The sequence below is a fragment of the Pseudomonas graminis genome (assembly GCF_013201545.1).
GTDB lineage: Bacteria > Pseudomonadota > Gammaproteobacteria > Pseudomonadales > Pseudomonadaceae > Aquipseudomonas.
This window is the reverse complement of the sequence record NZ_CP053746.1, coordinates 4,722,062-4,747,707: the sequence shown is the minus strand read 5'-3', so window position 1 is coordinate 4,747,707 and position 25,646 is coordinate 4,722,062. Positions and strand designations below refer to the sequence as shown.

General features: G+C 60.7%; 19 protein-coding genes. 10 read left to right on the top strand and 9 right to left on the bottom strand.

Going from position 1 to position 25,646, the window contains the following annotated elements; translation table 11 throughout:
• Positions 1–80: 80 nt before the first annotated feature.
• From FX982_RS21245 to FX982_RS21225, 5 genes are all read right to left on the bottom strand, one after another.
• Entirely contained in the window at positions 81–1,007 is a 927-nt protein-coding gene (locus tag FX982_RS21245; protein ID WP_172612458.1) for a LysR family transcriptional regulator, read from the bottom strand.
• 48 nt (positions 1,008–1,055) lie between these two features.
• Positions 1,056–1,985: an AEC family transporter gene (locus FX982_RS21240; RefSeq protein ID WP_172612456.1), complete on the bottom strand. Its 930-nt coding sequence runs from the start codon at positions 1,983–1,985 to the stop codon at positions 1,056–1,058.
• Between the two features lie 180 nt (positions 1,986–2,165).
• Positions 2,166–2,486 (bottom strand): RcnB family protein, encoded by a 321-nt coding sequence (locus tag FX982_RS21235; protein ID WP_172612454.1) that lies wholly within the window; start codon positions 2,484–2,486, stop codon positions 2,166–2,168.
• 82 nt (positions 2,487–2,568) lie between these two features.
• Entirely contained in the window at positions 2,569–2,877 is a 309-nt protein-coding gene (locus FX982_RS21230) for an RcnB family protein (RefSeq protein WP_172612453.1), read from the bottom strand.
• Between the two features lie 143 nt (positions 2,878–3,020).
• Entirely contained in the window at positions 3,021–3,878 is an 858-nt protein-coding gene (locus FX982_RS21225) for an SDR family oxidoreductase (protein ID WP_172612451.1), read from the bottom strand.
• An 84-nt stretch (positions 3,879–3,962) separates the two neighbouring features.
• On the opposite strand from FX982_RS21225, the gene FX982_RS21220 reads away from it, so the two are divergent.
• From FX982_RS21220 to FX982_RS21205, 4 genes are all read left to right on the top strand, one after another.
• Entirely contained in the window at positions 3,963–4,376 is a 414-nt protein-coding gene (locus FX982_RS21220) for a winged helix-turn-helix transcriptional regulator (RefSeq protein ID WP_172612449.1), read from the top strand.
• A 505-nt stretch (positions 4,377–4,881) separates the two neighbouring features.
• Positions 4,882–9,348: an RHS repeat-associated core domain-containing protein gene (locus tag FX982_RS21215; RefSeq protein WP_254074844.1), complete on the top strand. Its 4,467-nt coding sequence runs from the start codon at positions 4,882–4,884 to the stop codon at positions 9,346–9,348.
• Positions 9,345–9,680, top strand: a complete 336-nt coding sequence (locus tag FX982_RS21210; protein WP_172612445.1) for a hypothetical protein — start codon at positions 9,345–9,347, stop codon at positions 9,678–9,680. Before FX982_RS21215 ends, FX982_RS21210 begins: the two co-directional genes overlap by 4 nt.
• A gap of 184 nt (positions 9,681–9,864) precedes the next feature.
• Positions 9,865–10,365 carry an SUKH-3 domain-containing protein gene (locus tag FX982_RS21205; RefSeq protein ID WP_254074843.1) on the top strand — a complete coding sequence of 167 codons (501 nt, stop codon included), beginning with the start codon at positions 9,865–9,867 and terminating at the stop codon, positions 10,363–10,365.
• A gap of 274 nt (positions 10,366–10,639) precedes the next feature.
• Here FX982_RS21205 and FX982_RS21200 read toward each other — a convergent pair whose 3' ends face one another.
• From FX982_RS21200 to FX982_RS21185, 4 genes are all read right to left on the bottom strand, one after another.
• Positions 10,640–11,770, bottom strand: a complete 1,131-nt coding sequence (locus FX982_RS21200; protein WP_254074842.1) for an SMP-30/gluconolactonase/LRE family protein — start codon at positions 11,768–11,770, stop codon at positions 10,640–10,642.
• Between the two features lie 690 nt (positions 11,771–12,460).
• Positions 12,461–13,687 (bottom strand): c-type cytochrome, encoded by a 1,227-nt coding sequence (locus FX982_RS21195; RefSeq protein ID WP_172612444.1) that lies wholly within the window; start codon positions 13,685–13,687, stop codon positions 12,461–12,463.
• On the bottom strand, positions 13,684–15,447 hold the full coding sequence (locus FX982_RS21190) for a GMC family oxidoreductase (RefSeq protein ID WP_172612443.1): 1,764 nt from the start codon (positions 15,445–15,447) through the stop codon (positions 13,684–13,686). The genes FX982_RS21195 and FX982_RS21190 overlap by 4 nt, the downstream gene beginning before the upstream one ends.
• Before the next feature lie 6 nt (positions 15,448–15,453).
• Entirely contained in the window at positions 15,454–16,200 is a 747-nt protein-coding gene (locus tag FX982_RS21185) for a gluconate 2-dehydrogenase subunit 3 family protein (protein WP_172612442.1), read from the bottom strand.
• A 568-nt stretch (positions 16,201–16,768) separates the two neighbouring features.
• On the opposite strand from FX982_RS21185, the gene mrdA reads away from it, so the two are divergent.
• The 6 genes from mrdA to FX982_RS21155 all read left to right on the top strand — a co-directional run bounded on the left by mrdA (position 16,769) and on the right by FX982_RS21155 (position 25,645).
• Positions 16,769–18,703 (top strand): penicillin-binding protein 2, encoded by a 1,935-nt coding sequence (gene mrdA, locus FX982_RS21180; protein ID WP_172612441.1) that lies wholly within the window; start codon positions 16,769–16,771, stop codon positions 18,701–18,703.
• Between the two features lie 285 nt (positions 18,704–18,988).
• Positions 18,989–20,710 (top strand): ubiquinone-dependent pyruvate dehydrogenase, encoded by a 1,722-nt coding sequence (gene poxB, locus FX982_RS21175; protein WP_172612440.1) that lies wholly within the window; start codon positions 18,989–18,991, stop codon positions 20,708–20,710.
• 434 nt (positions 20,711–21,144) lie between these two features.
• Positions 21,145–21,996: a MurR/RpiR family transcriptional regulator gene (locus tag FX982_RS21170; RefSeq protein WP_172612439.1), complete on the top strand. Its 852-nt coding sequence runs from the start codon at positions 21,145–21,147 to the stop codon at positions 21,994–21,996.
• A 180-nt stretch (positions 21,997–22,176) separates the two neighbouring features.
• Positions 22,177–22,731, top strand: a complete 555-nt coding sequence (gene ddpX, locus FX982_RS21165) for a D-alanyl-D-alanine dipeptidase (RefSeq protein ID WP_254074841.1) — start codon at positions 22,177–22,179, stop codon at positions 22,729–22,731.
• A 217-nt stretch (positions 22,732–22,948) separates the two neighbouring features.
• Entirely contained in the window at positions 22,949–24,505 is a 1,557-nt protein-coding gene (locus FX982_RS21160) for an ABC transporter substrate-binding protein (RefSeq protein ID WP_172612436.1), read from the top strand.
• 123 nt (positions 24,506–24,628) lie between these two features.
• Positions 24,629–25,645 (top strand): ABC transporter permease, encoded by a 1,017-nt coding sequence (locus FX982_RS21155; protein ID WP_172612435.1) that lies wholly within the window; start codon positions 24,629–24,631, stop codon positions 25,643–25,645.
• The last annotated feature ends 1 nt before the right edge of the window (position 25,646 follow it).

Below are 25,646 nucleotides of genomic sequence, written 5' to 3'. Positions count from 1 at the left end.
GATCCCCGTGGGACCGGCTTTAGCCGGGAAGAGGCCAGTTCACGCGCTATCAATTTCACGGTGTGACATTTGATGCCCTGTTAATGCCGGTCCCGCGATCCCTTCGGCTCAACCCCATATTCCGCGAGCAATGCCTCCATCCAATCCATGAACACACGGCACCGCTGGGGGAGGTGTCGGCGATGGGCGTACAACAGCGACACCGGCATCGCCGTCGGCCGGTACTCGGGGAGGATTTCGATCAAGTCACCGCGCTGCTGCTGGTAAGGGGCAGCCAGGCGCGGAATCTGGATGATACCCAGCCCGCCGACACACGCCGCTTCATAGGCTTCGATGTTGTTCACCGTCACGCTGCAGGGCATCGACACGTGGAAATCCTTGCCCTCGCGACAATATTCGAACAGCGCATCGGCAGCGCCAAATGCCGGCGCATAGTTGACCAGCCGGTGCTGCTGCAGCTCTTCCAGATTCCGCGGAATGCCGAAGCGGTCGGCGTACCCCTGGCTCACGCAGTTGATCATTCGAAACAGGCCAACGCTGCGCGCGACCAGCGGCGTGTCTGGCAACGCGCCGATGCGCAGCACGCAATCAAAGCCCTCGCGGACCAGATCGACGCGCCGGTCCGTGCTGCTGATTTCAAGTTCGATCAGCGGGTGCCGCTCAAGAAAATCACCCAGCCGTGGCAGCACCAGCCGTCGCGCGATGGCGGTGGGCATGTCCACCCGCAGCCGCCCGCTGAGCGCCGAGCTGTCCTGCCGGAACAAACCTTCAAGTTCGTCCATCTGGCCGAGCAGATCCTTGCTGCGTTCATACAGCGCCTGCCCGTCGGGCGTTACCTGCACCTTGCGCGTGGTGCGCAACAGCAGGCGCGCGCCGAGCAGTTCTTCGAGGCTGCGCACGTGCTCCGATACCGTGGAGCGCGGCAAGCCCAAGGCATCACCCGCGAGGGTGAAGCTCGCCAGCTCGGCGACCCTGACGAAGGTTTTCAGCAAGTCCAGCTTGTTCATTGCGACGCACCCACCTCTATGCCCGAGCTTTTGCCCGACGCCAGCCCGTCAACCGTTGATGTAATAAATGCACAGCGACAGCGTCACCAGCGAGCCCAGCGTCGAGATCAGGATCGTGCTCGACACCACCGACGCTTCGCGCTTGTAATACTCGGCCAGCATGAACGGCCCGGTGCCGGTGGGGAGGGCGCTCAGCAGCAGCGCCGAGTTGGCCCACAGCGGCGGCAGGTGAAACACCCGAAAGGCCAGAAACCAAGTCAACAGCGGGTGGGCAATCAGCTTGATCAGCACCAGCAGCGTCGTGCCCTCACGGGGGCCTTGTTGTTTCTGAGCGAGAAACAGGCCCAGGGAAATCAGCGCGCAGGGCGTCGTCGCGGCACCCAGCAGGGTCAGGAATTTGTCCAGCGCACCCGGCAATGCCACGCCGGTCGATGCCCAGCAGGCGCCAAGAATAGGCGACACCACCAACGGGTTTTTTGCCAGCGCCAGCAGCACTTTGAGCACGATGCGGTGAACCCGGGCCTCGCTTTGCAGGCCGATTTCGATGCACACCAGGGCGATGCCGAACACCACGCAGACCACCAGCAGCGACGCGATGAGCGCAGGTTCCAGGCCTTCCTGCCCCAGCACCATGACGCACAACGGAATGCCGATGTAGCCCGTGTTGGCGTAGGAAGCGCTGAGGGCATCGATGCTGGCATCGGCAAAATGACCCGCCTTTCTGCGCCGCAGCAGCAAGGTAATGACGAACATCGCCATGGTCGACAGGGTAAAGGTCAGCACAAAGCCCGGGTGCCAGATCTGTTCCCAGGTGGCGCGTGCCGTAGCGGTGAACAGCAGTGCTGGCAAACACAGCCAGACCACCATACGGTTGATTTCAGAGGCGGCGGTCGGTCCGAGGCGGTTGGTACGGCGACAGAGGTAGCCCACCAGGATGAGGGCGAAAATGGGCAGCAAAACATTCAAGACGGAAGACATCGAACCCGGGCCTATGGCGCAACAGACGAGAGCGGCAGAGTAGAGGGCGCGATCGTTAGGCTGCAACCTTTCTTGTCAGCGAAAAGCGAAGGGGGCGGGCGTTTGCATGGCGAGGCGGACAAAGCGATGCCCGACGGGCGTCGGGCACGGTGACGGTGACGGTGACGGGCATAGCGGTAATTACTTTTTCAGCGGTTTGAGGTTGCCCGGCGCGATGTCGAGGACCTTGCCGTCTTCCATGTTGATCAGCGCGTATTTATCGCTGATCAGCACCCATTGCGTACCTTCCTTCGGCGCGTGCAGGCCTTTGCCCTCCCAGTCCTTGACGCCGACACGCTCGTCTTTGTACAGGTCGTGGGTGGTGTCGCCGACCTTGTACTGCTCATTGGTGTGTTCCGCCTGCACGCTCTTGGTCGCAGGGGTTTGCGCCATGGCGGCGGCGCTGGCCCCACCCAGACAAGTGACCACGGCCACACTGGCCATCAGTTTTTTCATGTTCATGGGAATTCCTCTGGTCGTTCTTATACTTTCTTGGCGTTGGCGCGCGCCACGCAAACCCGGCGCGCTGGGTCAGTGCCCCGGCTTATTTTTCAATCGGAACAATCTTGGTGATCTGGCCGTTGGTGGTCTGCACTTCGACGTACTTGTCGTTGATGCGCACCCACTGACTCATTTTGGCCGGTTCTTCCAGACCCTTGGTTTTCCAGTCCTTGATGGCCGCTGCCGGGCGCTGAAATTCCTGCGGTGAACGGCTGCCTACTTCCAGCTCCCGCATGTTGTCTCTGGAAGGTTGAATGGTCGGCTCCGTGGCGTCGGCGGCTTGCACCGTGAAACTCACAACGGAAATGCATCCCAGAATCGCCAGACCGGCAATGAGCGATTTGCTGTTCATTCGAAACTCCTTGGCCAGCGCGTGATGCGCTGTCATTAGTTCCGACCGTGCAGGGCGAAAATCATTCACTGCCCGTGCTGGCGCGCCGCCCGCCTGCGCTTGCGCTTGCGGTTGCTGTTTCGGGACGGGGGGCGGCAACGAGCTTACCGGGGTAGCGCTTCAGCAATGCTGCTGGCCAGCGGCGTGGTGGGCCGGCCCATCAGGCGGCTTAACTGCCGACTGTCGTCGAACAGCGCACCTTTGGCGGCGGCGGTATCGGAGTTGGCGAGTAACTCGGCGACGAATTCCGGAAGCCCGGCCTGCAGCAACGCACCCTTGTAATCGGCTTCTGGAAGATCGGTGTAGATAACAGGCTTGCCGGATTGCTCCGCGATCTGAGCGGCGAATTCCTTCAGCGTGTAGGACTCGTCGCCGGCCAGCTCGTACACCTTGCCCGCCTGATCCTCAGCCGCTGTCAGCACAACGGCTGCCGCCCGTGCGTAGTCGGCCCGCGCGGCAGAGCTGATTCGGCCTTCACCCGCGCTGCCAAAGTGCGCGCCGTTCGCCACCGCGTGGGTCACGCCGGCGGTGTAGTTTTCGTGGTACAAGCCATTGCGCAGCACCACCGCCGGAACGCCGGATTGCGCCAGCGCCGCCTCGGTTTGCCTGTGTTCTTCGGCCAGCCCCAGCGCGGAGGTGTCGGCGTGGAGCACGCTGGTGTAACCCAGCAGTTTCACCCCGGCGCGTTTAGCCGCATCGATCACCGCCTGATGCTGAGTGACACGCTGGCCCACTTCGCTGGACGAGATCAGCAGGACCTTCTCGGCACCTTCGAAGGCGCGGTCCAGCGTGGCGGGCTGTGAATAATCGGCCTGGCGGACCTGGACGCCCTTGGCGGCAAGATCGGCCACTTTCGCCGGGTCACGGACGGCCGCAACAATACGCGAGGCGGGTACGGTTTCAAGCAATTGGGCGATGACGAGGCGGCCTAGCTGACCTGATGCACCGGTGATGACGATCATGATGAGTCCCGAACGAGATTGAATGAGCCTCAAGCATAATCACCGTGCTAACCTTTCGTAAGTACGCACAAAAAGGTAAGCGTGATGAACGACAGTGCTATTCCCGCAGCAGTCAGCGTTTCCTTGCTGGAGCGCATCCGTACCGGTGAGGTGTTGGCCAGGGATTGCCCGTCGCGGGAGATCCTCAATCATGTGTGCAGCCGCTGGGGCGTGCTGGTGCTGGTGGTGTTGCTGGACGGCATGCACCGGTTCAGCGAACTGCGGCGCAAGATCGGCGGTGTTAGCGAGAAGATGCTTTCGCAGACGCTGCAAAGCCTGGAACAGGACGGGTTTGTTGACCGCAAGGCACTGCCCGTGGTGCCGCCCCATGTCGAATATCGGCTGACTGCAATGGGTGAAGAGGTCGCGTTGCAGATGGACGGGCTGACGACCTGGATCGAGGAAAACCTGCCACGCATTCTGGCCGCGCGGGAGGGTAGAGGAGTGGTGCTTGAGTGATCGGGTGGGGCCGGTTAGGGCGTTAATGCTGTAGTGCCATGATGCGCAAAAAGTTGCGCACTCGATGGTTGAAGTTTGTGTGGTTAATACGTTTGAGGCCACGTTGTCCGTGGCCTGCAGACGACTGCGCAAGAAGTTGCGCAGGGGTGCGCAACTTCTTGCGCACTTTTGCTTTGTTGTCTGGGTTGGCGTTCGCCAAATCCTCCTGTTTTTCTTCTTAAGCTATTGATTTTGCTTGGCTAATTCATAGTTGGCACAGCCCTTGATATCTCCGTGCCCCCCGGATTGGCATTCACGCCTCTTCGGATGGTTTTTTTGAGCACGGAGAGCACCGTTGGCAAACCCCGCAGTTACGTCCAGCAGCGACGCAAAAAACAAGCCGCAGGTGGCGATCGTTCCACTTGATCTGATTCAGCTTGAGGACGTGGGAGCGGGTGCGGCCAATGTCGATGCCTGGCTGCAGGGCATCAGCGGCGGGGTCGTTTCGCTTGAACGGATCAAGAGCGTGGCCGGCGGGCTGCCGGTGGTGGGCAACATCATGGCGCTGGTCGATGCGCTGAATGACATCGCTCGGCTGGCGACCAGTGACGAGCGCGACCCGCTGGATTGGGTCAGTTTGGGCATCAACCTGATCGGCATGGTCCCCATCCCGCCGGGCATGGCGGCGGCACGTATGAGCCTACGGCCAATGCTGTTTCTGGTGCGTCAGGAGATGCGTCAGGCGGGGAAGATGCTGTTGGGCGATGCGCTGATCGAGGTGCTGATCGGGCACCTCAATGCCACCATTGTCGGGACGCTTGATGACTTTGTGACCCAGGCGCAGGGGAAGCTGCCGGGGATTCTTGAGAACGCCGGGAAGCTCGGGGAAGGCGTGCTCTTCCAGATTGCTGCCGGTCTGGAGAAGCTGGTTAACCCGGAGCTGAATGCCAAGGGTGATTTGCTTGAGGCGCAGCAGCTGGTTCAGGCCGCAGGCGATCTTTGGGCCTACGATCCTCAGGCGGCGATTGGGAATATTTTTGCGGCGGCTGCGGAGGTTTGCGTTGCGGCGGGCAAGGGTGCGGTGAATGGCGCCGTCGAACACCTTGTGCCTGAAGCGGTTAAAAAGGAGGTGGGCAGGCAGGCCAGGTTATTGCGTGACCTGGCTCTTCAGGCTCGCACGCAAATTAAGGGGCTTGCGGATCCCGGGGCTCAGCATTCTATCGCTGCGTTGCTGGTGACCTTGGAGGGAGCGGTCGTCAGTTGGCGTGCGCGCAACGGGCATGGGCAGTCGTTCAACATCAAGCCCGGGGTGGTGAATCAGGCCAAGCGCAGGGCCGGTGAAGGGAAGCTTGAGGTTGTTCAGCACGAGAAGCCTGCCAAGGGGCGGCCTAACGAGCTCAAGAATTGTGCCTGCGCCTCTACGGCCAACAGTATTAGTTTTGCGATGGGTTCTGAGTCGGTCAGTCATACCGACTTTAGTTTGCCAGGGCCGCTTCCCATTGAGTGGACTCGGACTTATTGCTCGAGTCTGGATGCCTACGATCAGGATGTCATCGGTGCGCGTTGGATCACGCCGTTTACCACGCGATTTGATCTCGTCGGCGATGGTTTGGTGTTTCATGACTCCGATGGGCGTAGCCATGAATTCCCTCTTCCCAAGGTCAAGCTGTTTCACTTCAACGCCATTGAAAACCTGACGGTCGTTCGCCTCAGCGAAGATCGGTTATTGCTGATGCGTGGCCTGGATCACAGGGAGACCTATGTTCGGCGTGGACAGCGGTTTGTTCTGATTAACACAGTGCTGCCCAACGGCGCTGGGGTGATGCTGCATTACGAGCATCGACATGATGGGCGTTTGATGCTCTCCGAGTTGGTGACGTACTCGGAGAAAGATGTCAGTAAAGTCCATCTTCGTCTGGGCACTTTGATTGATGATCAGGGGCGTCTGACCGGCCTTTGGGAAGTTCGTGACGGCGCCGTCAAACGCCAACTCTGTGCGTATCAGTACGACGATTCTGGCGATCTTGTCCTGGCTCAGGATGAGAACGGCGCCGCTTGGCGTTACCAGTATCAAGACCACCTGATCACCCGCTACACCGATCGCACCAATCGCGGCCTGAATTTGCAGTGGCAAGGCACGGGCCCCGACGCGAAAGCCATCCGCGAATGGGCGGACGACGGCAGTTTTGACACGCGATTGGCGTGGGATGAAAACATCCGTCTGACCTACGTCACTGACGCTTTGGGTCATGAAACCCGGCATTACTACGACAGCCTGGGTTACACCTACCGCATTTGTCATGCCGATGGCCGTTCCGAATGGTTCTTCCGCGACGCCGCGAAAAACATCATCCGCCACGTTCATACCGACGGCAGTACCGACCGCTATCGCTACGACAAACTCAGCAACCTGACCGAGCACACCCGCGCTGATCACAGCGTGATGAATTACGCCTACGACGACAAAAGCCACCTGATCAAGATCAGCGATGGCGAGGGTGGGCTGTGGAAACGGGACTATGACCTTCGCGGAAATCTCGTTGAAGCGATTGATCCGCTAGAGAACACAACCGAATACGCCTACAACACGTTCGGGCTTCCTACGGCCATCAAGGACGCTAACGGCAATACAAAGGCGTTGGCCTACAACGACGCCGGACAACTCGTTAAGTACACCGACTGCTCCGGCAAGCTGAGTGTTTGGGAGTACGACGATCGCGGCCAGATGGTTCGCTTCACCGACCCGGCCGGGCATAGCACCGCTTACGAATATAAATCAGGCCAGTTGGTGTTGATCAAACACCCGGACAAAACCGAAGAACGTTTTAGCCGCGACGCCGAAGGCCGCTTACTTGCCCACTCGGACGGCCTTGAACGCTGCACCACCTGGCGTTACACCGCTGCAGGTTTCATCGCCGAACGCGTCGACGCTGCCGAGCAAACCTTGCGTTACCGCTGGGACAAACTGGGGCGCCTTGTAGCGCTGGAAAACGAAAACGAGCGCCGTGCGCATTTTCACTACGATCCTGTGGGCAGGCTGCTGGAGGAGCGCGGGTTCGATGGGCGTTCTAGCCGCTATCAATACGATCCCGAAACAGGAAAGCTTGCTCAGACGGTGAATGGCCAGCGCACGATTGCGCTGACCTTCGACCCCATGGGCCGTCTCACCGAACGCCGTGCAACCCTCGGCGAAAAGTCCCAGAGCGAAACCTTTGCCTACGACGGCAACGGCCAGTTGGTCATGGCGACCAACGCCATCAGCAAGCTGCAATGGTTTCACGATCCAGCGGGCAACCTGCTGCGCGAGCACCAGCATTACTCGAACCTGGATAAGCCACTGGTTGCCGTCTGGCAGCACGAGTACGACGCGCTCAATAACCGCGTCGCAACTATCCGCCCGGACGGCCATCGCGTCAGCTGGCTGACCTACGGCAGTGGCCATCTGCTCGGTCTGAAGCTCGACGAGCACGAACTGCTCAGTTACGAGCGCGATGATCTGCACCGCGAAGTCGCCCGCCATCAGGGCAACCAACTGCTGCAAACCCAAAGCTGGGACCCGGCGGGACGCCTGCAAGAGCAACTACTGGGCCGAGCAGACGACAAATCCACGCTCATCAAACGCGCCTACACCTACGACGCCGCCGGCCAACTCACCGACATCAACGACAGCTGCCGTGGGGTCCTTGCTTATAAATACGACCCGGTCAGCCGCCTGCTCGCCGCAACGAGCCGCCTCGGCACAGAAACCTTCGCCTTCGACCCGGCCAGCAACCTGCTCGACGACAGCGCCGCACCAACACGACGTCCCCTCGATCCCGAGCCAATCCGCCACAAATTGATCGACAACCTGCTGTGCGACTACGCCGGCAACCACTACGAATACGACGAACGCGGCAACCAGACAACGCGCTGGACCAACGGACTGCGCAGCGAACTGCACTGGGACCTCTTCGATCGTCTGGCGCACTTCCGAGATCCGCGCCTCACCGTCGACTTCGGCTACGACCCCCTCGGACGTCGCCTCTACAAACTCTCAAAAGCCCACTACCGCCCACGCCCGGAAGCCGGTACCGGCTGGAATGAAAACAAACACGCCCGCAAGGAACACGAGCTTGGCTGCGGCTTCACGCTGTACGGCTGGGATGGCGACAACCTGGCTTGGGAAAGCAGCCCGCCGCCATACGTCGGCGCCCTCGGCCGCACGGTGCATTACATCCACGAGCCCGGCACCTTCGTCCCGGTAGCCCAGGCCATCCGCCACGAAACGATCCGTCTCGTCAGCCAACCAACTTACACCGGTCGCTATAACTTCAAAGAAGACCCGCTCTGGAACTACAAACCTGTCGCACTGCCAATCGACGCCCTCGCCTGGTACCAATGCGACCACCTCGGCACGCCTCAGGAAATCACCGATCAAAACGGCAACACCGCCTGGAGCGCCGAATACAAAGCGTGGGGAGAGGCCCAAGAGCAGCGCTCTAAATTCGCCCAACAGATCGGCCTAACCAACCCAATCCGCTTTCAGGGCCAATACCACGACCACGAAACCGGCCTGCACTACAACCGCCATCGGTACTATGATCCAAGGGTCGGGCGGTTCATCAGCAAGGACCCGATTGGCTACAGTGGTGGGCTGAACCTCTACCAATATGTGCCGAATCCTACCGCTTGGATCGATCCTCTAGGATTAGCTCGGATATTCAAGAATGCTCCTTATCACGGAACCTCAGACAATGCAGTTAAAAGCCGTGCGCCAACGAACGGCCAAGTAGCGCTGAATAATTCAGTTCAAGTTAAGGAAACCTCCCATAGACGAGTCGGGCTAGATGTAGAAAATAAGGAGTTCGTCGTGCTGGATAAGACCGAAACTTACCCAAATGGTGACGAAGAATTTCATGGGCACGTACGTTGCTGGTGCGATTTGCACAACGAACAACAATGGGCATTCAGAAAAGCTGGCATGGTAACAGGCAAAGGGAAGATCAAAAAATGAGCGCTACCACCCCCCCATATAGCCAAGAGGAGCTCGATGTTATGTTGCGGTCGGAAGATGCGGAGGTAGCTACGGATGCACTTATGTATCTGTGTTTTAACATTGATGATCCGCAATGGATTCAGCTTAAGTGCATAGAAGCAATAAAGAATCATCGCAACGAGGACGTCAGAGGACTGGCACTGACATGCATAGGTCATGTTGCCCGCATGCACAAAGTAATCGACAAATCTTTAGTCATGCCGGTGCTACTTGAAAAGCTTAAGCACAGGACCTTGTCTGGTAGAGCTCAGGATGCTCTTGATGATATCGATATCTTTATCAATCGATAACTATGCCCAAAGTCAGAGTGAGTTAGAGGGGGCGGACCCCTTTAACTCTTTTCTTAACTTATTGATTTTGCTCGGCTAATTTATAGAGGCATAAGCCTTGATATCTCCGTGGCCCCCGGATTGGCATTCACGCACCACGAAGCGAATGCGGGGTTATATCACCCACTAACAGCTTGGTAAAATCGTGACCGACACATTGAACGTAGCTCCGCTCATCAAACTTCCTAAGAGCCTGAGCCCACTGTTTCTCGCTGCAGGCTGGCCCAGCATTTCCACTGAACCACTACCGCATTACATTCCACCTGAGCATCCTGCCGCTGCTCTCCTTGAACAGCTTGCCGGGGTGCAGGTGGGCACCTGCGGCGCAGGAGAGGATTGTGCTACCAGTGATGTCGCGTTTGGCACATTTGAGCATCTGCATGGAAGCGAAGATTTCCTTGAGTGGGAGCAACGCCTAGGCACTACCTTAGTGAGCATCGCCGAGGTCCATCACGGCCATGGCGCACTGTTAATGGACGAAAATGGTTGCTGCTACCTCTTGAGCCTCATCCACGACGGGCTTTGGATAGAGGGACTGGACTTTGTTCAAGCCATGGAGAACTTGATATTTGGGCGTAAGACCGGTGAGCGGGCGCAACTCACAACGCCAGGCGCGATACCGATTTTTTGCACCGGTGCCCTATGAAAGACCTGCCCTGCGTTCGGGGGCAGAAAATCTCGTTGGGTTAAAGAGGACGGACCCCTTTGAAATTTAGTCCCAACTCGCGGGGACCGATTAATTTACGGTGAAGCGCTGTAAATAAATCAGTCCCCTTTAGAGTCCGTCCGTTCATTGTTTGCGTACTAGACGGTAACCACCGATTTAGTATCGACATGAAGGGGCCAAGGGCCGGGCCCCTCAACCAGGGCTCAACCCAAGTCGACGGCCATTCGGCCGTCGATGCAGCAAATGAACACCTCTACAGTGCAAACCCCGTCCCGCGCGTATTCACAAACAGCGAATAAATCGAGTGACTGCTCGCCATGAACAACCGATTCCCTTCGCGTCCGCCGAAGCACAGGTTCGGGCAGCGCTCAGGTAGCGAGATGTGCCCGATGGCCTTGCCCTGGGGGTTGAACACCCGCACGCCGTCGAGTTTCTCCAAGTCAGCCTTCGGGTCGCCATTGCCGCCCCAGCCGCACCACAGGTTGCCGGCTTCGTCGCACTTGATGCCATCGATGGCGGCGTAGTCTAGGCCTTCGATGTGTTTGCGGCGTTTGCCTAGTGTGCCGTCGTCCTTGACTGCGATGGCCCAGATCAGGCGGTTCGGTTTGGCGCGACCTTCGACGACGTACAGGGTCTTTTCGTCTGGCGAGAAACACAGGCCGTTGGGGCCGGCGAGGTCGTCGATCACCCGGGTGACTTTCCTGCTCTCGCCGTCGATGCGATAGACGGCGTGGGGCTGGGTTGGGGTGATTTTGTGGCCTTCGTAGTTATTGCTGGTCTGGAAGGGCGGGTCGCTGAACCAGATCGAGCCGTCGCTTTTGCAGACGATGTCGTTGGGGGAGTTAAAGGGTTTGCCGTCGAAGCTGTCGGCCAGCACGGTAAGGGTGCCGTTGTATTCAGTGCGGGTGATGCGCCGGCCTTCGCTGGTGGTGGTGGAACCCTCGCAGACGATGAGGCGGCCCTGGCGATCGCGGCACATGCCGTTGGAGAAGTTGGAATGTTCGCGGTACACCGTGAAGGTGTCGGTGATTTCGTCCCAACGCATGATGCGGTTGTTGGGGATGTCGCTGACCAGCAAGTAACGCCCGTCACCGACCCAGACCGGTCCTTCGGCCCAACGCATGCCCGTGGCGAGTTTTTCGACGCTGGCGTTGAACACGCGCAGCTCTAGAAAACTGTCGTCGAGAATGTGAACGAGCGGATCCGGGTAGCGCTGGCTCAAAGGTTCGGCGGCAGACGCGAGGCGGGGCAGAGCGGCGCTGCCGACGGTGGCCAGCGTAGCGGAAACGGCGAGGGATTTTTTCAGGAAGCTGCGGCGGGTGTTGCCGCTTGACGGTTCTGGGATTTCAGCGTGCTCGGGCAAGGCGGACAGGGATGGGTCCATGTAGCGATCTCCGTTCTATTATTTTTTTACGGGCCGCTAGTAATACCTCGTGATAAGACATCGTACAAGTGAATGATGGGTGGGCATCCAGCTCAACCTTCGAGGGCATCGGTGCCCAAACGGGCCTCTTCCCGGCTTAAGTCGGTCCCACTAACAGCAACGCGTGCAGCCAGTGGGACCAGCCTTAGCCGTGAATGGACGCAGAGCGTTCTGGATGCACGCCAACGCGGAACGTGGGCACGATCATCAGCGTGAGCTGCAAGATTGATGGTGCCCAAACGGGCCTCTTCCAGGCTGAAGCCGGCCCCACTAAAAGCATCGCGTGCAGCCAGTGGGACCGGCTTTAGCCGGGTAGCTTTTGATCTGCTTTTGATCTTCTACGCGGTAGTCCAGACACCACAAAACGCGACTTGGGTGCAGGCCGAACGTAGACGACGCGCAGTGGGCCGAGCCGCATGGATGCGGCGAGAGCGCCGTCAGGACATGGATGTCCGTTCGGCGCGGGCCCACGGAGGGTCGTCGGAGTGAGGGAACCCGACGAAGTCGGGCCAAACCAGGAGCAAGCACCCTTGGTTACTTGGGGTGCTTTTCCAAGTAACTCGCCGGAGGCGAAATGTCTGCCCTTAGGCAGACGCCCTTGATCTTCCCCAAGGCCGGGCACGCTCCCAGGCCAGGCAAAGAACGAAAAACCTACTTCGCCCTCAACCCCTCCCGCACATCCTTCACATCCGAACCGGACACCGCCGGCGCCGCGTTGCCCCACGTATTACGCACATACGTCAGCACATCCGCGACATTCTCATCCGACAGATTCCAGCCAAACGCCGGCATCGCCGGAGCCGTAGGCGCCGCATCCGTCGCGCCCGCACGACTGCCCGCCAGCACCACACGAATCAGCGACGACGGGTCGTTGCTGTTCACCAACGGCGCCATCGCCAGTTTCGGGAACAGGTTGGGCGCGCCTTCACCCGTCGGCGTATGACACGCCGAACAACGATCCGCGTAAATCGCCTTGCCCGCCACCATCGCCGCATCGTCTGCAGCAATCGGCTTGGCCGCTTCCACCGGCTTGGCGCCATCCTTCAAGTACACCGCCACCGCCAGCAAATCCTCATCCTTCCAGTGCTGCGAAGAATGTTCGACTTCCTCGGCCATCGGCCCGGACGCGATGTCGAAACGGTTCGCGCCAGTCTTCAGGTATTTGACGATGTCGGCCTCGCTCCACGCACCGATGCCATCGTGGCCTGTGGAGGTGATGTTCGGCGCGACCCAGTTCTGCAGATTGGCCCCGGTGAGGAACTGATCGTTCTTGTCACCGCCAATCAGGTTCTTCGGGGTGTGGCACGTGCCGCAGTGACCCAGACCCTCCACCAGATACGCGCCGCGGTTCCACTGCTCGGACTTCTGCGGATCGGCCTTGAACTCGCCCTCCTTGAAGTTGATCAGGTTCCAGCCGATCAGGCTGGTGCGCACGTTGAAGGGGAAGGGCAGCTGGTTGGTTTCAACCTTGTTCTCCACCGGATCCACTGTCTTCAGGTACGCGAAGATCGCCAGATTGTCTTCACGCAGCACCTTGGTGTACGCGGTGAACGGCATGGCGCCATACAGGCGCTTGCCGTCCAGGCCGTGACCCTTGGACATGGCGTTCTGGAAATCCTCGAAGCTCCAGCGGCCGATGCCGGTCGCGGGGTCAGGCGTGATGTTCGCGCCGGCCAGCTTGCCGAACGGCGTATCGAGGATCACGCCGCCGGAAAACAGCGGTTTGCCCGGGATGGTGTGGCACGCCGTGCAGTCGCCCAGGGTGGTGAGGTAGCGGCCTTTTTCCACGATGTTGTAGGAATCGGCGCCGGTTGCTGCGTGCGCAAGGGAAACAGACAGGCCGATCACGCCTGCGCAGACTGTCAGAAGAGTTTTCATACGCTGATCATCTCCCCTGGACGCTTGAGGTAGCGGGTGCGGATGGCATCCGCCGCTTTGAAGGCCAGTGCCGCGACGGTGCCGGTCGGGTTGTAGCCCGGGTTTTGCGGGAAAGCGGAGGAGCCGACCACGAACAGGTTCGGCACGCCCCACACTTGCAGGTGCTTGTTCACCGAACTGTTTTTTGGATCAGCGCCCATGATGAAGCCGCCGACGATGTGCGACGACTGATATGGCGCGCTGTTCCAGTGCCCTTGCTGAGAGCTGGGAACCATCTGCCGCGGGTTCATGCTCTTGGCGATCTCGCCGACCTTGCCGGTGACGTACGCGGCCATCTTGCGGTCGTTTTCCGGGAAGTCGAAGGTGATGCGCAGCAGCGGGCGACCCAGCGGATCTTTATAGGTCGGGTCCAGCGACAGGTAATTGGTGCGCGTCGCGTAACTGCTCGCTTCGCAGCCGATGGACATGGTGGCGGCGTAGTTCTTCACCGTGGCTTTCTTCCATTCCGAACCCCAGGCCGGGGTGCCGGGCGGGAGAGGGCGGGAGTCGATGGGCGCAGCGCCGATCGGGGTGACGCGGGTGCTGCCGCCGCCAACGAAGCCCAGACCCGAGTGGTCGAAGTTGTCGTTGTTGAACTCGTCGATGCCCATGCCGATGGCGCCGCCGCCGATAAACGGGTTGAAGTTCTTGTCATCGAAGAACATGCGCACGCTGTTGGCGGTCTGGTAGGCGTAGTTGCGGCCCGTGGTGCCGGTGTTGGTCACCGGGTCGTACGGCTGGCCGACGCCGGACAACAGCATCAGGCGCACGTTTTCGAAGATGAACGCGCTGATCACCACCAGTTCGGCGGGCTGTTCCCATTCCTCGCCGTTGGAATCCATGTAGACGATGCCGGTGGCGCGCTTGCCGCTGCTGTCCATGGTTACGCGCAGGACTTCGCAGTTGGTCATCGCGGTGAAGTTCGGCTTGCGCACCAGCACCGGCAGCACTGTGGTGATAGCGCTGGCCTTGGAGTAGTTGGCGCAGCCGTAGTTGGTGCAGAAACCGCAGAACGTGCAGGCGCCCATGGCCACGCCCAGGGAGTTCACATAGGGGCGCGAAAGCAGGGCCGACGGCACCGGGAACGGCTTGTAGCCCAGGTTTTTCGCGGCTTCGGCGAACAGCGTCGGGGCGTAGGTCTGTGCCGTCGGCGGGTTCGGGTATTCCTCGGAACGCGGACCTTCGAAGGTGTTGCCGCCTTCCTGGATCACGCCCTTGATGTTGCCGGCCTTGCCGGAGATGCCCGCCAGGCGATCGAACTTGGCGTAGAAGGGCTCCATCTCGTCCCAGTCGGTGCCCCAGTCCTGCAGGGTCAGTTCGGGCGACAACTCCTTGCCGTAACGCTCGGTCAGGTAGCTGTGCAGCCGGAATTCGTGGGGCTGGAAACGGAAGGTGATGCCGGCCCAGTGGTTGCCCGCGCCGCCGGTGCCGTTGCCCGGGTGAAACGAGCCCCAGCTGCGCATGGGTAGCGCTGTCTCGGTCACGCTGTTACGAATGGTCGTGGTGTTTTGCCGGGTCCTCAGCATCAGGTCCTGACGGCGGTTGTAGCGCAGTTCGTCCGCGGCCGAGGCCACGTTGAAGTCAGCAGCGGTGTCGCGCCATGGGCCGCGTTCGAAGCCGATGATCTTCAGGTTTTCGTCAGCCAGTTCATTGGCGATGATGGATCCGGCCCAGCCGAGCCCGACAACCACGACGTCCGTGGATGGTAGTTTTTTGGCCATGTCGAATTAACCCTTCTTGGTCCAGGCGGAGCTGCCGATGATGGAGAGCGGCACCAGATTGAGCTTCTGGTTGTGCAGGCCGATGTACTCGCGGTAGTCGTAGCGGGCACCAGGGAAGCCGATCATTTTCCACGACACCATGTCGCGGTTGCCGCCGTACACCGGGTCGGCGAAGAAGCCTTCCATGGTGTTGCCGAGCACTTGCTGGAAGAACAGCTTGGCGTCGATGCCCTCCAGCGTGATCTCGCCCTTGTCCAGGCCGGTGAGGACCTTGTCCTGCTGTTCCGCGGTCAGGGCGCTGAAGTTTTTCTGGAACTGTTTCTGGCAGTACCCTTCCAGGCCTGCCAGGCCAAGGCGATAACGCTGGCGCGGCACCAGTTCCGACTGGTCACCCTGCATCGGCGTGCCCTGAACGAACGGGCCCTGCATGTAAAGGCGGCTGAATGTGCCGTACTCGCCGGCCAGTTGGCGATCGATGAACACTGCGCAACCCGCGTCTTTGCCGCTGACGCTGAGTTCATCGGCGGGGATCAGCCGGGCGACGATGGCTTCCACCGCAGTGGCTTCGGCGTCGGTGAAGAACTGCCAGCCGGGTGTGTCGTAGTGCATCGGACCATTGTGGTCGAAGGGCACCCACTGGGGAACGCCGATGACCGTGGCGGCCTGGGCCGTAGCGGCGGCGCCCACGGCCAGTGTGGTGGCTGAACCTTTCAGCAACTGGCGACGGGTAAGGCCTTTGGATTTTTCTGTCATTCAGGGCTCCTGCAAAACCACGCCCCCACAGGCCATTGGGGAATGGTCCGTGCCGGGACTATGCTCTGCGTTCTTTATCACGGGTATTGCCGCGCATACGATGTGCACGGCAAGTGGCTCATGGCGGGGTGTGACATTGGGTCTCTGGCAGGCCAGCGCGCGAATGGCGCACGCTAGGCGGGGAATTGCCGCAACTGATCATCATCTTTTCACGCCACCTGCCATGGTAGATGTGTTGCGAGTTATTGCCACGGCTGATTTGCGCAAATGACTGTTACCGATTGCGTAACAGTCAGGCCATGCTCACGCAACAATGGGCCTTCAATGGGCCTCCGCGGAGCCTCGTTCGTATCGTTAAACCGCGTCATCTGAACAGGCCCGCCAGAACTGAGGCGCGCGTGTTCCTGGCCTGCGCGTAATCGCGCAACGGCGTGAATCTGACAGAATCTTCATGAAGGGGAGCCCGTCCCCAGAGCCACTTATTGGTATGGTGCACGCCATTTGCGTCCTGCATCTTCACGCGGGGCGCTGACTGTGCCGTTCATCTTTTCACCGAGTAGCGACAGAAATGCCCGATCCCATACCCTTAAAAGACCACGAGAAGGAAACCCGGCTGGTCAACAAACGCCTGATCGCCTGCGCCGTTTTCGTGGCCATGCTCAGCGTCGCGCTGGTGTGCCGCATGTACTTCCTGCAAGTCACCGAATTCGCCTACCACTCCACCATCTCCGAAAACAACCGCGTCCACGTGCTACCGATTCCGCCGGAGCGCGGGCTGATCTTCGACCGTAACGGCGTGATCCTCGCCGACAACCGGCCCAGCTTTAACCTGACCATGACCCGCGAGCGCGCAGGGGACTGGCACGCGGTAATCGACGAGCTGATGCAGATCCTCAACCTGCCAGACGAGGACCGGATCATCTTCGACAAGGCGATGAAGAACTCGCCCCACCGCTTTGTGCCGGTAACCCTGCTCTATGAGCTGACCGAGGAGCAGATCGCGCTGCTGGCGGTCAACCAGTTCCGCCTGCCGGGGCTGGACGTCGAGGCGCAGTTCGTTCGCCATTACCCGCTGGCGGAACACTTCGCCCATTCCATCGGCTACGTCGGCCGAATCAACGAGAAGGAAGCGACCCAGCTCGACCAGGTCGAATACCGCGGCACACAGTCCATCGGCAAGACCGGCGTCGAGCGGTTCTACGAAAGCGAGCTGCACGGCCATGTCGGCTATGAAGAAGTGGAAACCAACGCCCAGGGCCGCGTGTTGCGGGTGCTCAAGCACACCGATCCGGTGGCGGGCAAAAACATCACCTTGAGCCTGGACATCAAGCTGCAAGAGGCGGCGGAACACGCGCTGGGGGATCGTCGCGGCTCGGTGGTCGCCATTGATCCGGCCACCGGCGAGGTCCTGGCGATGGTCAGCAAGCCGAGTTTCGACCCGAACCTGTTCGTCACCGGCATCAGCTTCAAGGAGTATTCCGCGCTACGTGATTCCGTCGACCGGCCGCTGTTCAACCGCGTGCTGCGCGGGTTGTACGCGCCGGGCTCGACGATCAAGCCGGAGGTGGCGATTGCCGGCCTGGACAGCGGCGTGATCACGCCGTCGACGCGGGTATTTGACCCGGGCTATTTCCAGCTGCCGGATTTCGATCACAAGTACCGCAACTGGAACCACAGCGGCGATGGCTGGGTGGACCTTTACGCGGCAATCATGCGCTCCAACGACACCTACTTTTATGACCTGGCGCACAAGCTGGGCATCGACCGACTGCACGATTACCTGACCATGTTCGGCATCGGCCAGAAGGTCTCCCTGGACATGTTCGAAGAATCGGCGGGCCTGATGCCGTCGAAAGAATGGAAGCGCATCACCCGCCGTCAGGCCTGGTTCCCGGGGGAAACGGTGATCCTCGGCATCGGCCAGGGCTACATGCAGGTCACGCCGCTGCAACTGGCGCAGGCAACGACGCTGATCGCCAGCAAAGGTGTGTGGCACCGCCCGCACCTGGCCAAGGAGATCGGCGGCGTGGCGCCGGTGGACGAGCATCCGATGCCGAACATCGTGCTGCGTGATTCCCACGAATGGGATCAGGTCAACACTGGCATGCAAGCGGTGATGCACGACCCGCGCGGTATCGCCCGCGCGGCCGCGCAAGGTGCGCAATACCGCATCGCCGGCAAGAGCGGCACCGCGCAGGTGGTGGCGATCAAGCAGGGCGAACGCTACAACCGCAACAAGACCCTGGAACGGCACCGGGACAACGCTTTGTTCGTCGGTTTTGCGCCGGCGGCCAGTCCCAAGATCGTCGTCGCGGTGATGATCGAGAACGGCGAGGCGGGCGGTCGCGTGGCCGGTCCCGTGGTGCGGGAAATCCTTGATGCCTGGCTGCTGGATCAGGACGGCCATCTGAAACAGCAATACGCCACGCCGAGTGTCACGCCGATCAATCCGAAGGTGCAGATCGCCGCGCCGAACAAGCCTGCGGGCCAGCCGCCGGTGTGAGGTGTCCTCACTGTACCGTTCGGCAGGAGCGCCACCCCCCGGTCCCTCCCTGGAGGTTTGCGATGTCCTTGATGTGGGCTGACATTCCGCCATCGAAAGGGCGACACTTGACCTGTGGGAGCGAGCTTGCTCGCGAAGCCTTTGGCGCGGGCACTGCAAGCACAGCATGCCCCACGAATCCTTAGAAGCACTGAACTGTCCCCGGCGCAACAGGTCGATTTGAGACCACGCGTGGGGTCTGTTTCGGCCTCGCGCGCCAATTCGACTCGACAAGGAATTTGCCCCATGTCCAGCAGAACCATCGCCGACTACCTCGCCCAAACCCTCGCCGCAGCCGGCGTCTCGAAGATCTGGGGCGTCAGCGGCGACAGCCTGAACGGGCTGACCGACAGCCTCCAGCGCCTGGGCAAAATCAAGTGGATGCACACCCGCCACGAAGAAGTCGCGGCGTTCGCGGCCGGTGCGGAAGCAGCGTCCACCGGCAAGCTGGCGGTGTGCGCGGGCAGTTGCGGTCCGGGCAACCTGCATTTGATCAACGGCCTGTATGACTGCCACCGCAGCGGTGTGCCGGTTCTCGCTATCGCCGCGCAGATTCCATCTTCCGAGATCGGCCTGAACTACTTCCAGGAAACCCACCCCACCGACTTGTTCAAGGAGTGCAGCCACTTCGTCGAAACCGTCAGCACCCCTGAGCAGCTTCCGCGGGTGCTGGAGCGGGCGATGCGCGCGGCCATCAGCCAGCGCGGCGTCGCGGTAATCGTGGTGTCCGGTGACGTCGCCCTGAGCGCAGCACCGGACATCAAGCCAGAATGGGTCGATCACGCCCCGGCGCGGGTCATCCCGGCGGAAGCCGACCTGCAACGTCTGGTGGACCTGCTGGACAAATCCAAGGCCGTGACCATTCTCGCGGGCGCCGGCTGTGCCGAGGCCCACGATCAGGTGGTCGCGCTGGCCGAGAAACTCTCGGCGCCGGTGGTTCACGCCCTGCGCGGCAAGCAGTACATCGAATACGCCAACCCCTTCGACGTGGGCATGACCGGGCTGATCGGCTTCAGCTCCGGCTACCACGCGATGATGGCCTGCGACACCCTGGTGATCCTCGGCAGCAGCTTCCCGTACCGCAATTTCTACCCGGAAAAAGCCAAGGTCATTCAGATCGATATCGACCCGACCGCCATCGGCCGTCGCGTGCCGGTGGCCCTCGGTCTGGCCGGCGGCATTGCAGAGACCCTCGACGCCGTACTGCCGCGCCTCAAGCCCCACATCGACCGCAAATTCCTCGACAAAGCGCTGGATCACTACGCCAAGTCCCGCGAAGAACTCGACGAACTGGCCACGCCATCGGGCCATGGCGAGCCGATTCACCCGCAGTACCTGACACGCTTGGTCGACGCCTACGCCGATCCGGACGCGATCTTCACCGTCGATGTCGGCACCCCGACGTTGTGGGCCGCGCGTTACCTGACCATGAACGGCAAGCGCTCGCTGCTGGGCTCCTTCAACCACGGCTCCATGGCCAACGCCATGCCCCAGGCCCTGGGCGCGAAAGCGGCCTTCCCGCAACGGCAAGTGGTGGCGCTGTGCGGTGACGGCGGCTTGTCGATGCTGATGGGCGACCTGCTGTCGATCCGTCAGTTGAACCTGCCGGTCAAGCTGGTGGTGTTCAACAACAGCTCGTTGGGTTTTGTGGCGATGGAAATGCAGGCGGGTGGTTACGTGCCCCACGACACTGACTTCGACAGCACCAATTTTGCCAACATCGCCATTGGCGCGGGCATTCTGGGGATTCGCGTGGAGGACTCGGCAGACCTGCCGAATGCGCTGAAGAAAGCCTTCGAGCATCCGGGACCGGTGGTGGTGGATGTGGTGACCGCGAAACAGGAGCTGGGTATGCCCCCGAAAATCAAACTCGCCCAGGCGAAAGGCTTCAGCCTGTTCATGCTTAAGGCGGTAATGAACGGTAAAGCGGACATGGTGCTGGAACTGGCGAAGACCAATTTGCGCTGATCGATGTAGGTCATGGGGCCGCTGATACATCGCACCCATGGCGGGAACGCATAGCCCTGTAGGACCGGCTTCAGCCGGGAAGGCGTCAGTCGATACACCGAACATCGAGGGTGTTCACGCTGGCCTCTTCCCGGCTTAAGCCGGTCCTGCCAATTGACCGGTTTACCCCTGTAGGACCGGCTTTAGCCGGGAAGACGCCAGCTGTTGCCCCCAATATTTTCAACCCGCCATAGCCTCATTTTTGCCCCCCAATCGGGCATTTTCCCTCACCCTCGCACCACCCTGAATCACCAAAATCCCCCGCCAGAAATCTCTTAAAATAATCATTGTGCCATCTCGAGACAGGATGTTATGTTGCTAACATCCTGTTGCAAAATGACCGTCGGATAACATTATCCCGGTCCACGCAACCCGGCTCCACCAGCGGAATTCCCATGGAAAAGCGTCCCTTCCTCGATGCACTGGAACAGCGGTTCAGCGACCTGACGCCCACCGGCAAACGCATCGCCGGGTACCTGCTGGCCAATCCGCAGAAGCTGCCGTTCGAGACCGCTGACAGCATCGCCCAGCAGACCGGTACCACCGGCATTTCTGTCGGGCGGTTTCTGCGCTCGCTGGGCTATCGCAACATTGACGATGTTAAACAGAGCCTGCGCGGTGACAGCGCCAGTCCGTGGGTGATCACTGATCGACTCGGCGCTTTTCGCGAAGAAAACACCCAGGGCGATGCACTGGAACGTTCGATGAACCGCGAGCTGGAAGCCATCCAGCGGGTCTACGCGCTGGCTCGGAGCGAAACCTTCGCCCATATCGTTGATCGGCTGCACAGCGCCGACGCCGTATTCATCGTCGGCATCCAGACCACCCGCGGCATCCTCAACGCGTTTTTCAGTCATCTGGAGTACATCCGGCCCAAGGTCTATTACGTCGACGGCTTGTCCGGCACCTACGCCGAATCACTGAACTCGCAATTTGAAAACCCCTACGCCGTAATTGCCGACTTTCGCACCTATTCCGCCGTCACGCGGATCTTCTGCGAAGTCGCCCATCAGCAGAACGTCGGGCTGGCCTTCATCACCGATTTTCACTGCCCGTGGGCGCGGGATTACCCGAGCGACCTGCTGCAGCTGGACGCCGACGTGGGGCAATTCTGGGATTCCCTCGCGCCGCTGACGTGCCTGTTCAATTTGATGGTGTCGGCGGTGGCCGAGCGCTATGGCGATCGCCTCGACCAGAGGCTGGCGAAGAACCGCGAGCTGCAACAACTGTTTGGCCAGTTTGAATAGATAAGGACTCCCGGCTAAAGCCGGCTTCACAAGGGCAACAGCTTCCCGGCTGAAGCCGGTTCTACGGGAGTAAGCCGGGCCCGCTAAATGACTCGCGCTTTTAGTAGGACCGGCTTCAGCCGGGAAGCTCCACCCCCTCAACGCATGATGAATGAACACGCTGATCTGGAGTGTCGTTACGTGAATAGCCCCCTCGTCGAAGTCGACGCCCACGCGCTGCAGGTCGAGGTCGACTTGATCTACGCCGGTGTCGACAACCTCGCCGGCAAGCGGATTTACCAGGACCCACGCTGCCTGCTGCATCGCGACGCCGAGCGCTGTCTGCGCAAGGCCAGCGCCCTGGCGCGCCAGGCCGGGTTGCGCCTGCGCATCTTCGACGCCTATCGCCCGGGGTACGCGCAGTACCTGCTCTGGCAGGCGCTGCCCAATCCGGAATACGTGCGCGATCCCGGCCTGGGCTCCCACCACACCCGAGGCGTGGCAGTGGACCTGACCCTGATCGATGCCAGCGGCCAGCCCCTCGACATGGGCACCAGTTTCGATGACATGCGCGAGCAGTCCCATCAGTTCTTCGCCGACCTGCCCGCCGACATACAGCGCAATCGCCTGCTGTTGCTGGGGATCATGCTGGCGGCAGGCTTTACCTACATCGACAGCGAGTGGTGGCATTACGAACTGCCGGACGCCGAGAACTACCCGCTGATCGACGACGGCTCAATCCAGCCCGCCACCTGAACACGCGAGACGCAAGACGCAAGACGCAAGACAAGACAGGACACACGAACAACCGACCGGGACAACCACGAATCCCGGCTGAATCTGGCGCCACCCGACCTCGCAAGGGCAGGGTGCGCCATTTCGCAGGCCTGACGCCTGTGAGCTTGAACTGCCCGGTATAGCTTCAATAACAAACCTGACGAACTTTCAAACATCGAACGATCAAGGAACCGGCATGAAATCAATCGTTACCCCCCGCACCCTGGCGATGGCAGTCCTCTGCACTGCGATGGGCCTCGGCGCCTGGCAATCTGCCAGCGCAGCCGTGGCCCAGGACACCCTGATGATCGGCAAACCCTCCGACCCGCAGACCCTCGACCCGGCCGTGACCATCGACAACAACGACTGGACCGTGACCTACCCGGCGTACCAGCGGCTGGTGACCTACAAGGTCGAAAACGGCAAGGGCAGCACCGAAGTGGCAGGGGAGCTGGCCAGCAGCTGGACCACCTCGGCGGACAACCTGACCTGGGAATTCAAGCTCAAGCCTGGCAACAAATTCGATGACGGTGCCGAGGTCAACGCCGAAGCGGTGAAGTTCTCCTTTGACCGGGTGATGAAGCTCAAGCAGGGCCCGTCCGGCGCCTTCCCCGAGGACATGGCCGTGTCGGTGGTCGATCCGCTGACCGTGCGCTTCACCCTGAAAGCGCCGTACGCGCCGTTCCTCTCCACGCTGGCCCACAACGGCGCGGCGATCATCAACCCGGACGTGGCGAAGAAAACCGAAGGCGCGGACGCCTACCTGTCCAACCACACCGCAGGTTCCGGGGCGTTCAAGCTGGTCAACTGGCAGAAAGGCCAGGCCCTGACCATGGAGCAGAACAGCTACTACGCCGGCCCCAAGCCGACCCTGAAAAAGGTCGTGGTGAAGATCATCGGCGAGGCGTCCGTGCGGCGTTTACAGCTGGAACACGGTGATCTGGACATCATCGAAGACATGCCCGAAGACCAGCTCGAAGCGCTGGCGAAAAAATCGGGCATCGTTGTCGGCGATTACCCGTCGCTGCGGGTGACGCTGCTGTACCTCAACACCCAGAAAGCGCCGATGAACAACCCGGATGCGCGGCGGGCCATCGTCGAATCCCTGGATTACGACGGCATCATCAACGGCATCCTGAAAGGCAAGGCCAAGCCACTCAATGGCCCGATCCCCCAGGGCATGTGGGCCTATGACGAGAAGCTGCCGGCGTTCAAGCAGGACATGGACAAAGCCAAGGCCGATCTGGCGAAAGTGTCGCCGAAGGTCAGCAACCTGACGTTCATGTACTCCGACAAGGACCCGAACTGGGAGCCGATTGGTCTGACCCTGCAAGCCGGTCTGCAACCGCTGGGCGTGAACCTCAAGCTGGAGAAACTCGCCAACGCCAGCATGCGTGAGCGCCTGGGCACCGGTGACTTCGACATCGCCATTGGCTCGTGGAGCCCGGACTTCGCCGACCCCTACATGTTCATGAACTTCTTCTTCGACTCGAAGCTGAAGGGCCTGGCCGGTAACCGTTCCTTCTACGACAACCCGGCGGTGGACAAACTGATTCGCGAATCGGCGACCACCAACGACATGGCCAAGCGCACCGATCTGTACCAGCAGGCGCAGAAGATCGTGCTCAACGACAGCGTCTACGCCTACCTCTATCAGAAGGCCTACACCTTGCCGATGAGCGAGAAGGTCAAGGGCTACGTGTTCAACCCGATGCTGGAACAGGTGTTCAACGTCGGCACGATCACCAAGTAAGCGCTGCATCCCGTAAATCGCTGTGACTCACAGGGCCCTGCAAGGGAGGCGGGGCCCGGTGAAGCAGCGCTGTGTCCGCGAGCTGTTTCGCGTTATTGATCGACTGCGTGACCGAGGTGCCCCATGGCCTTCCTGAATATGCTGCGCAAACGCCTGGGCGGCCTGCTGCTGGTGGTGTTCGGCGTTTCTCTGATTACCTTTTCCATCTCGCACCTGATTCCGGGCGACCCCGCGCGACTGATCGCCGGGGACCGCGCCACCGACGCCATCGTCGAAAACATCCGCCATCAGTTGGGGCTGGATCTGCCGCTGTATCAACAATACGGCCGCTACATGCTTGACCTGCTGCACGGCGACCTGGGCACGTCGATTCGCACCCATCGCCCGGTGCTCGAAGATTTGCAGGCGTTCTTCCCGGCCACGCTGGAACTGGCGCTGGCGGCGCTGACCCTGTCGATTCTGGTGGGCGTGCCGTTGGGCGTGCTTTCGGCGGTGTACCACAACCGCTTCATCGACCAGGTCGCGCGAACCCTGGCGGTGACCGGGATTTCGACCCCGGCGTTCTGGCTGGGGCTGGGCCTGATCGTGCTGTTTTACGGTCACCTGAACTGGCTGCCCGGCAGCGGGCGCCTGGATGAAGGCCTGGACCCGCCCCGGACCGTCACCGGTTTTTACCTGATCGATACGCTGCTGGCGGGCGACACCGGGCTGTTCTTCAACGCCGTGCAGCACTTGATTCTGCCGGCCATCACCTTGGGCTTCGTCAACCTGGGCGTGGTGGCGCGGCAGATTCGCTCGGCGATGCTCGACCAGCTCGGCGAAGATTACATCCGTACCGCTCGCGCCTACGGCCTGTCGAAATGGGCAGTGATTCTGCGCCACGCCTTGCCCAACGCGCTGATTCCCTCGGTGACGGTATTGGGACTGACCCTGGGCGATCTGCTCTACGGCGCGGTGCTCACGGAAACCGTGTTCGCCTGGCCGGGCATGGGCGCGTACGTGGTCAAGTCGATCCAGTCGCTGGATTTCCCGGCAGTGATGGGGTTCGCGATCATGGTTTCCTTCATTTATGTGCTGCTGAACATGGCGATCGATCTGCTGTACCGCCTGATCGATCCGCGCATTGGCGAGGTCAACTGAC

What these genes read in the sequence shown, in the direction of transcription:
- FX982_RS21230 (WP_172612453.1), bottom strand. Translation starts at nt 2,877, where the DNA reads ATGAACAGCAAATCGCTCATTGCCGGTCTGGCGATTCTGGGATGCATT.
- FX982_RS21225 (WP_172612451.1), bottom strand. Translation starts at nt 3,878, where the DNA reads ATGATCGTCATCACCGGTGCATCAGGTCAGCTAGGCCGCCTCGTCATC.
- FX982_RS21245 (WP_172612458.1), bottom strand. Translation starts at nt 1,007, where the DNA reads ATGAACAAGCTGGACTTGCTGAAAACCTTCGTCAGGGTCGCCGAGCTG.
- mrdA (WP_172612441.1), top strand. Translation starts at nt 16,769, where the DNA reads ATGCCCGATCCCATACCCTTAAAAGACCACGAGAAGGAAACCCGGCTG.
- FX982_RS21240 (WP_172612456.1), bottom strand. Translation starts at nt 1,985, where the DNA reads ATGTCTTCCGTCTTGAATGTTTTGCTGCCCATTTTCGCCCTCATCCTG.
- FX982_RS21200 (WP_254074842.1), bottom strand. Translation starts at nt 11,770, where the DNA reads ATGGACCCATCCCTGTCCGCCTTGCCCGAGCACGCTGAAATCCCAGAA.
- FX982_RS21185 (WP_172612442.1), bottom strand. Translation starts at nt 16,200, where the DNA reads ATGACAGAAAAATCCAAAGGCCTTACCCGTCGCCAGTTGCTGAAAGGT.
- FX982_RS21190 (WP_172612443.1), bottom strand. Translation starts at nt 15,447, where the DNA reads ATGGCCAAAAAACTACCATCCACGGACGTCGTGGTTGTCGGGCTCGGC.
- FX982_RS21220 (WP_172612449.1), top strand. Translation starts at nt 3,963, where the DNA reads ATGAACGACAGTGCTATTCCCGCAGCAGTCAGCGTTTCCTTGCTGGAG.
- poxB (WP_172612440.1), top strand. Translation starts at nt 18,989, where the DNA reads ATGTCCAGCAGAACCATCGCCGACTACCTCGCCCAAACCCTCGCCGCA.
- FX982_RS21235 (WP_172612454.1), bottom strand. Translation starts at nt 2,486, where the DNA reads ATGAACATGAAAAAACTGATGGCCAGTGTGGCCGTGGTCACTTGTCTG.
- FX982_RS21155 (WP_172612435.1), top strand. Translation starts at nt 24,629, where the DNA reads ATGGCCTTCCTGAATATGCTGCGCAAACGCCTGGGCGGCCTGCTGCTG.
- FX982_RS21160 (WP_172612436.1), top strand. Translation starts at nt 22,949, where the DNA reads ATGAAATCAATCGTTACCCCCCGCACCCTGGCGATGGCAGTCCTCTGC.
- FX982_RS21170 (WP_172612439.1), top strand. Translation starts at nt 21,145, where the DNA reads ATGGAAAAGCGTCCCTTCCTCGATGCACTGGAACAGCGGTTCAGCGAC.
- FX982_RS21195 (WP_172612444.1), bottom strand. Translation starts at nt 13,687, where the DNA reads ATGAAAACTCTTCTGACAGTCTGCGCAGGCGTGATCGGCCTGTCTGTT.
- FX982_RS21210 (WP_172612445.1), top strand. Translation starts at nt 9,345, where the DNA reads ATGAGCGCTACCACCCCCCCATATAGCCAAGAGGAGCTCGATGTTATG.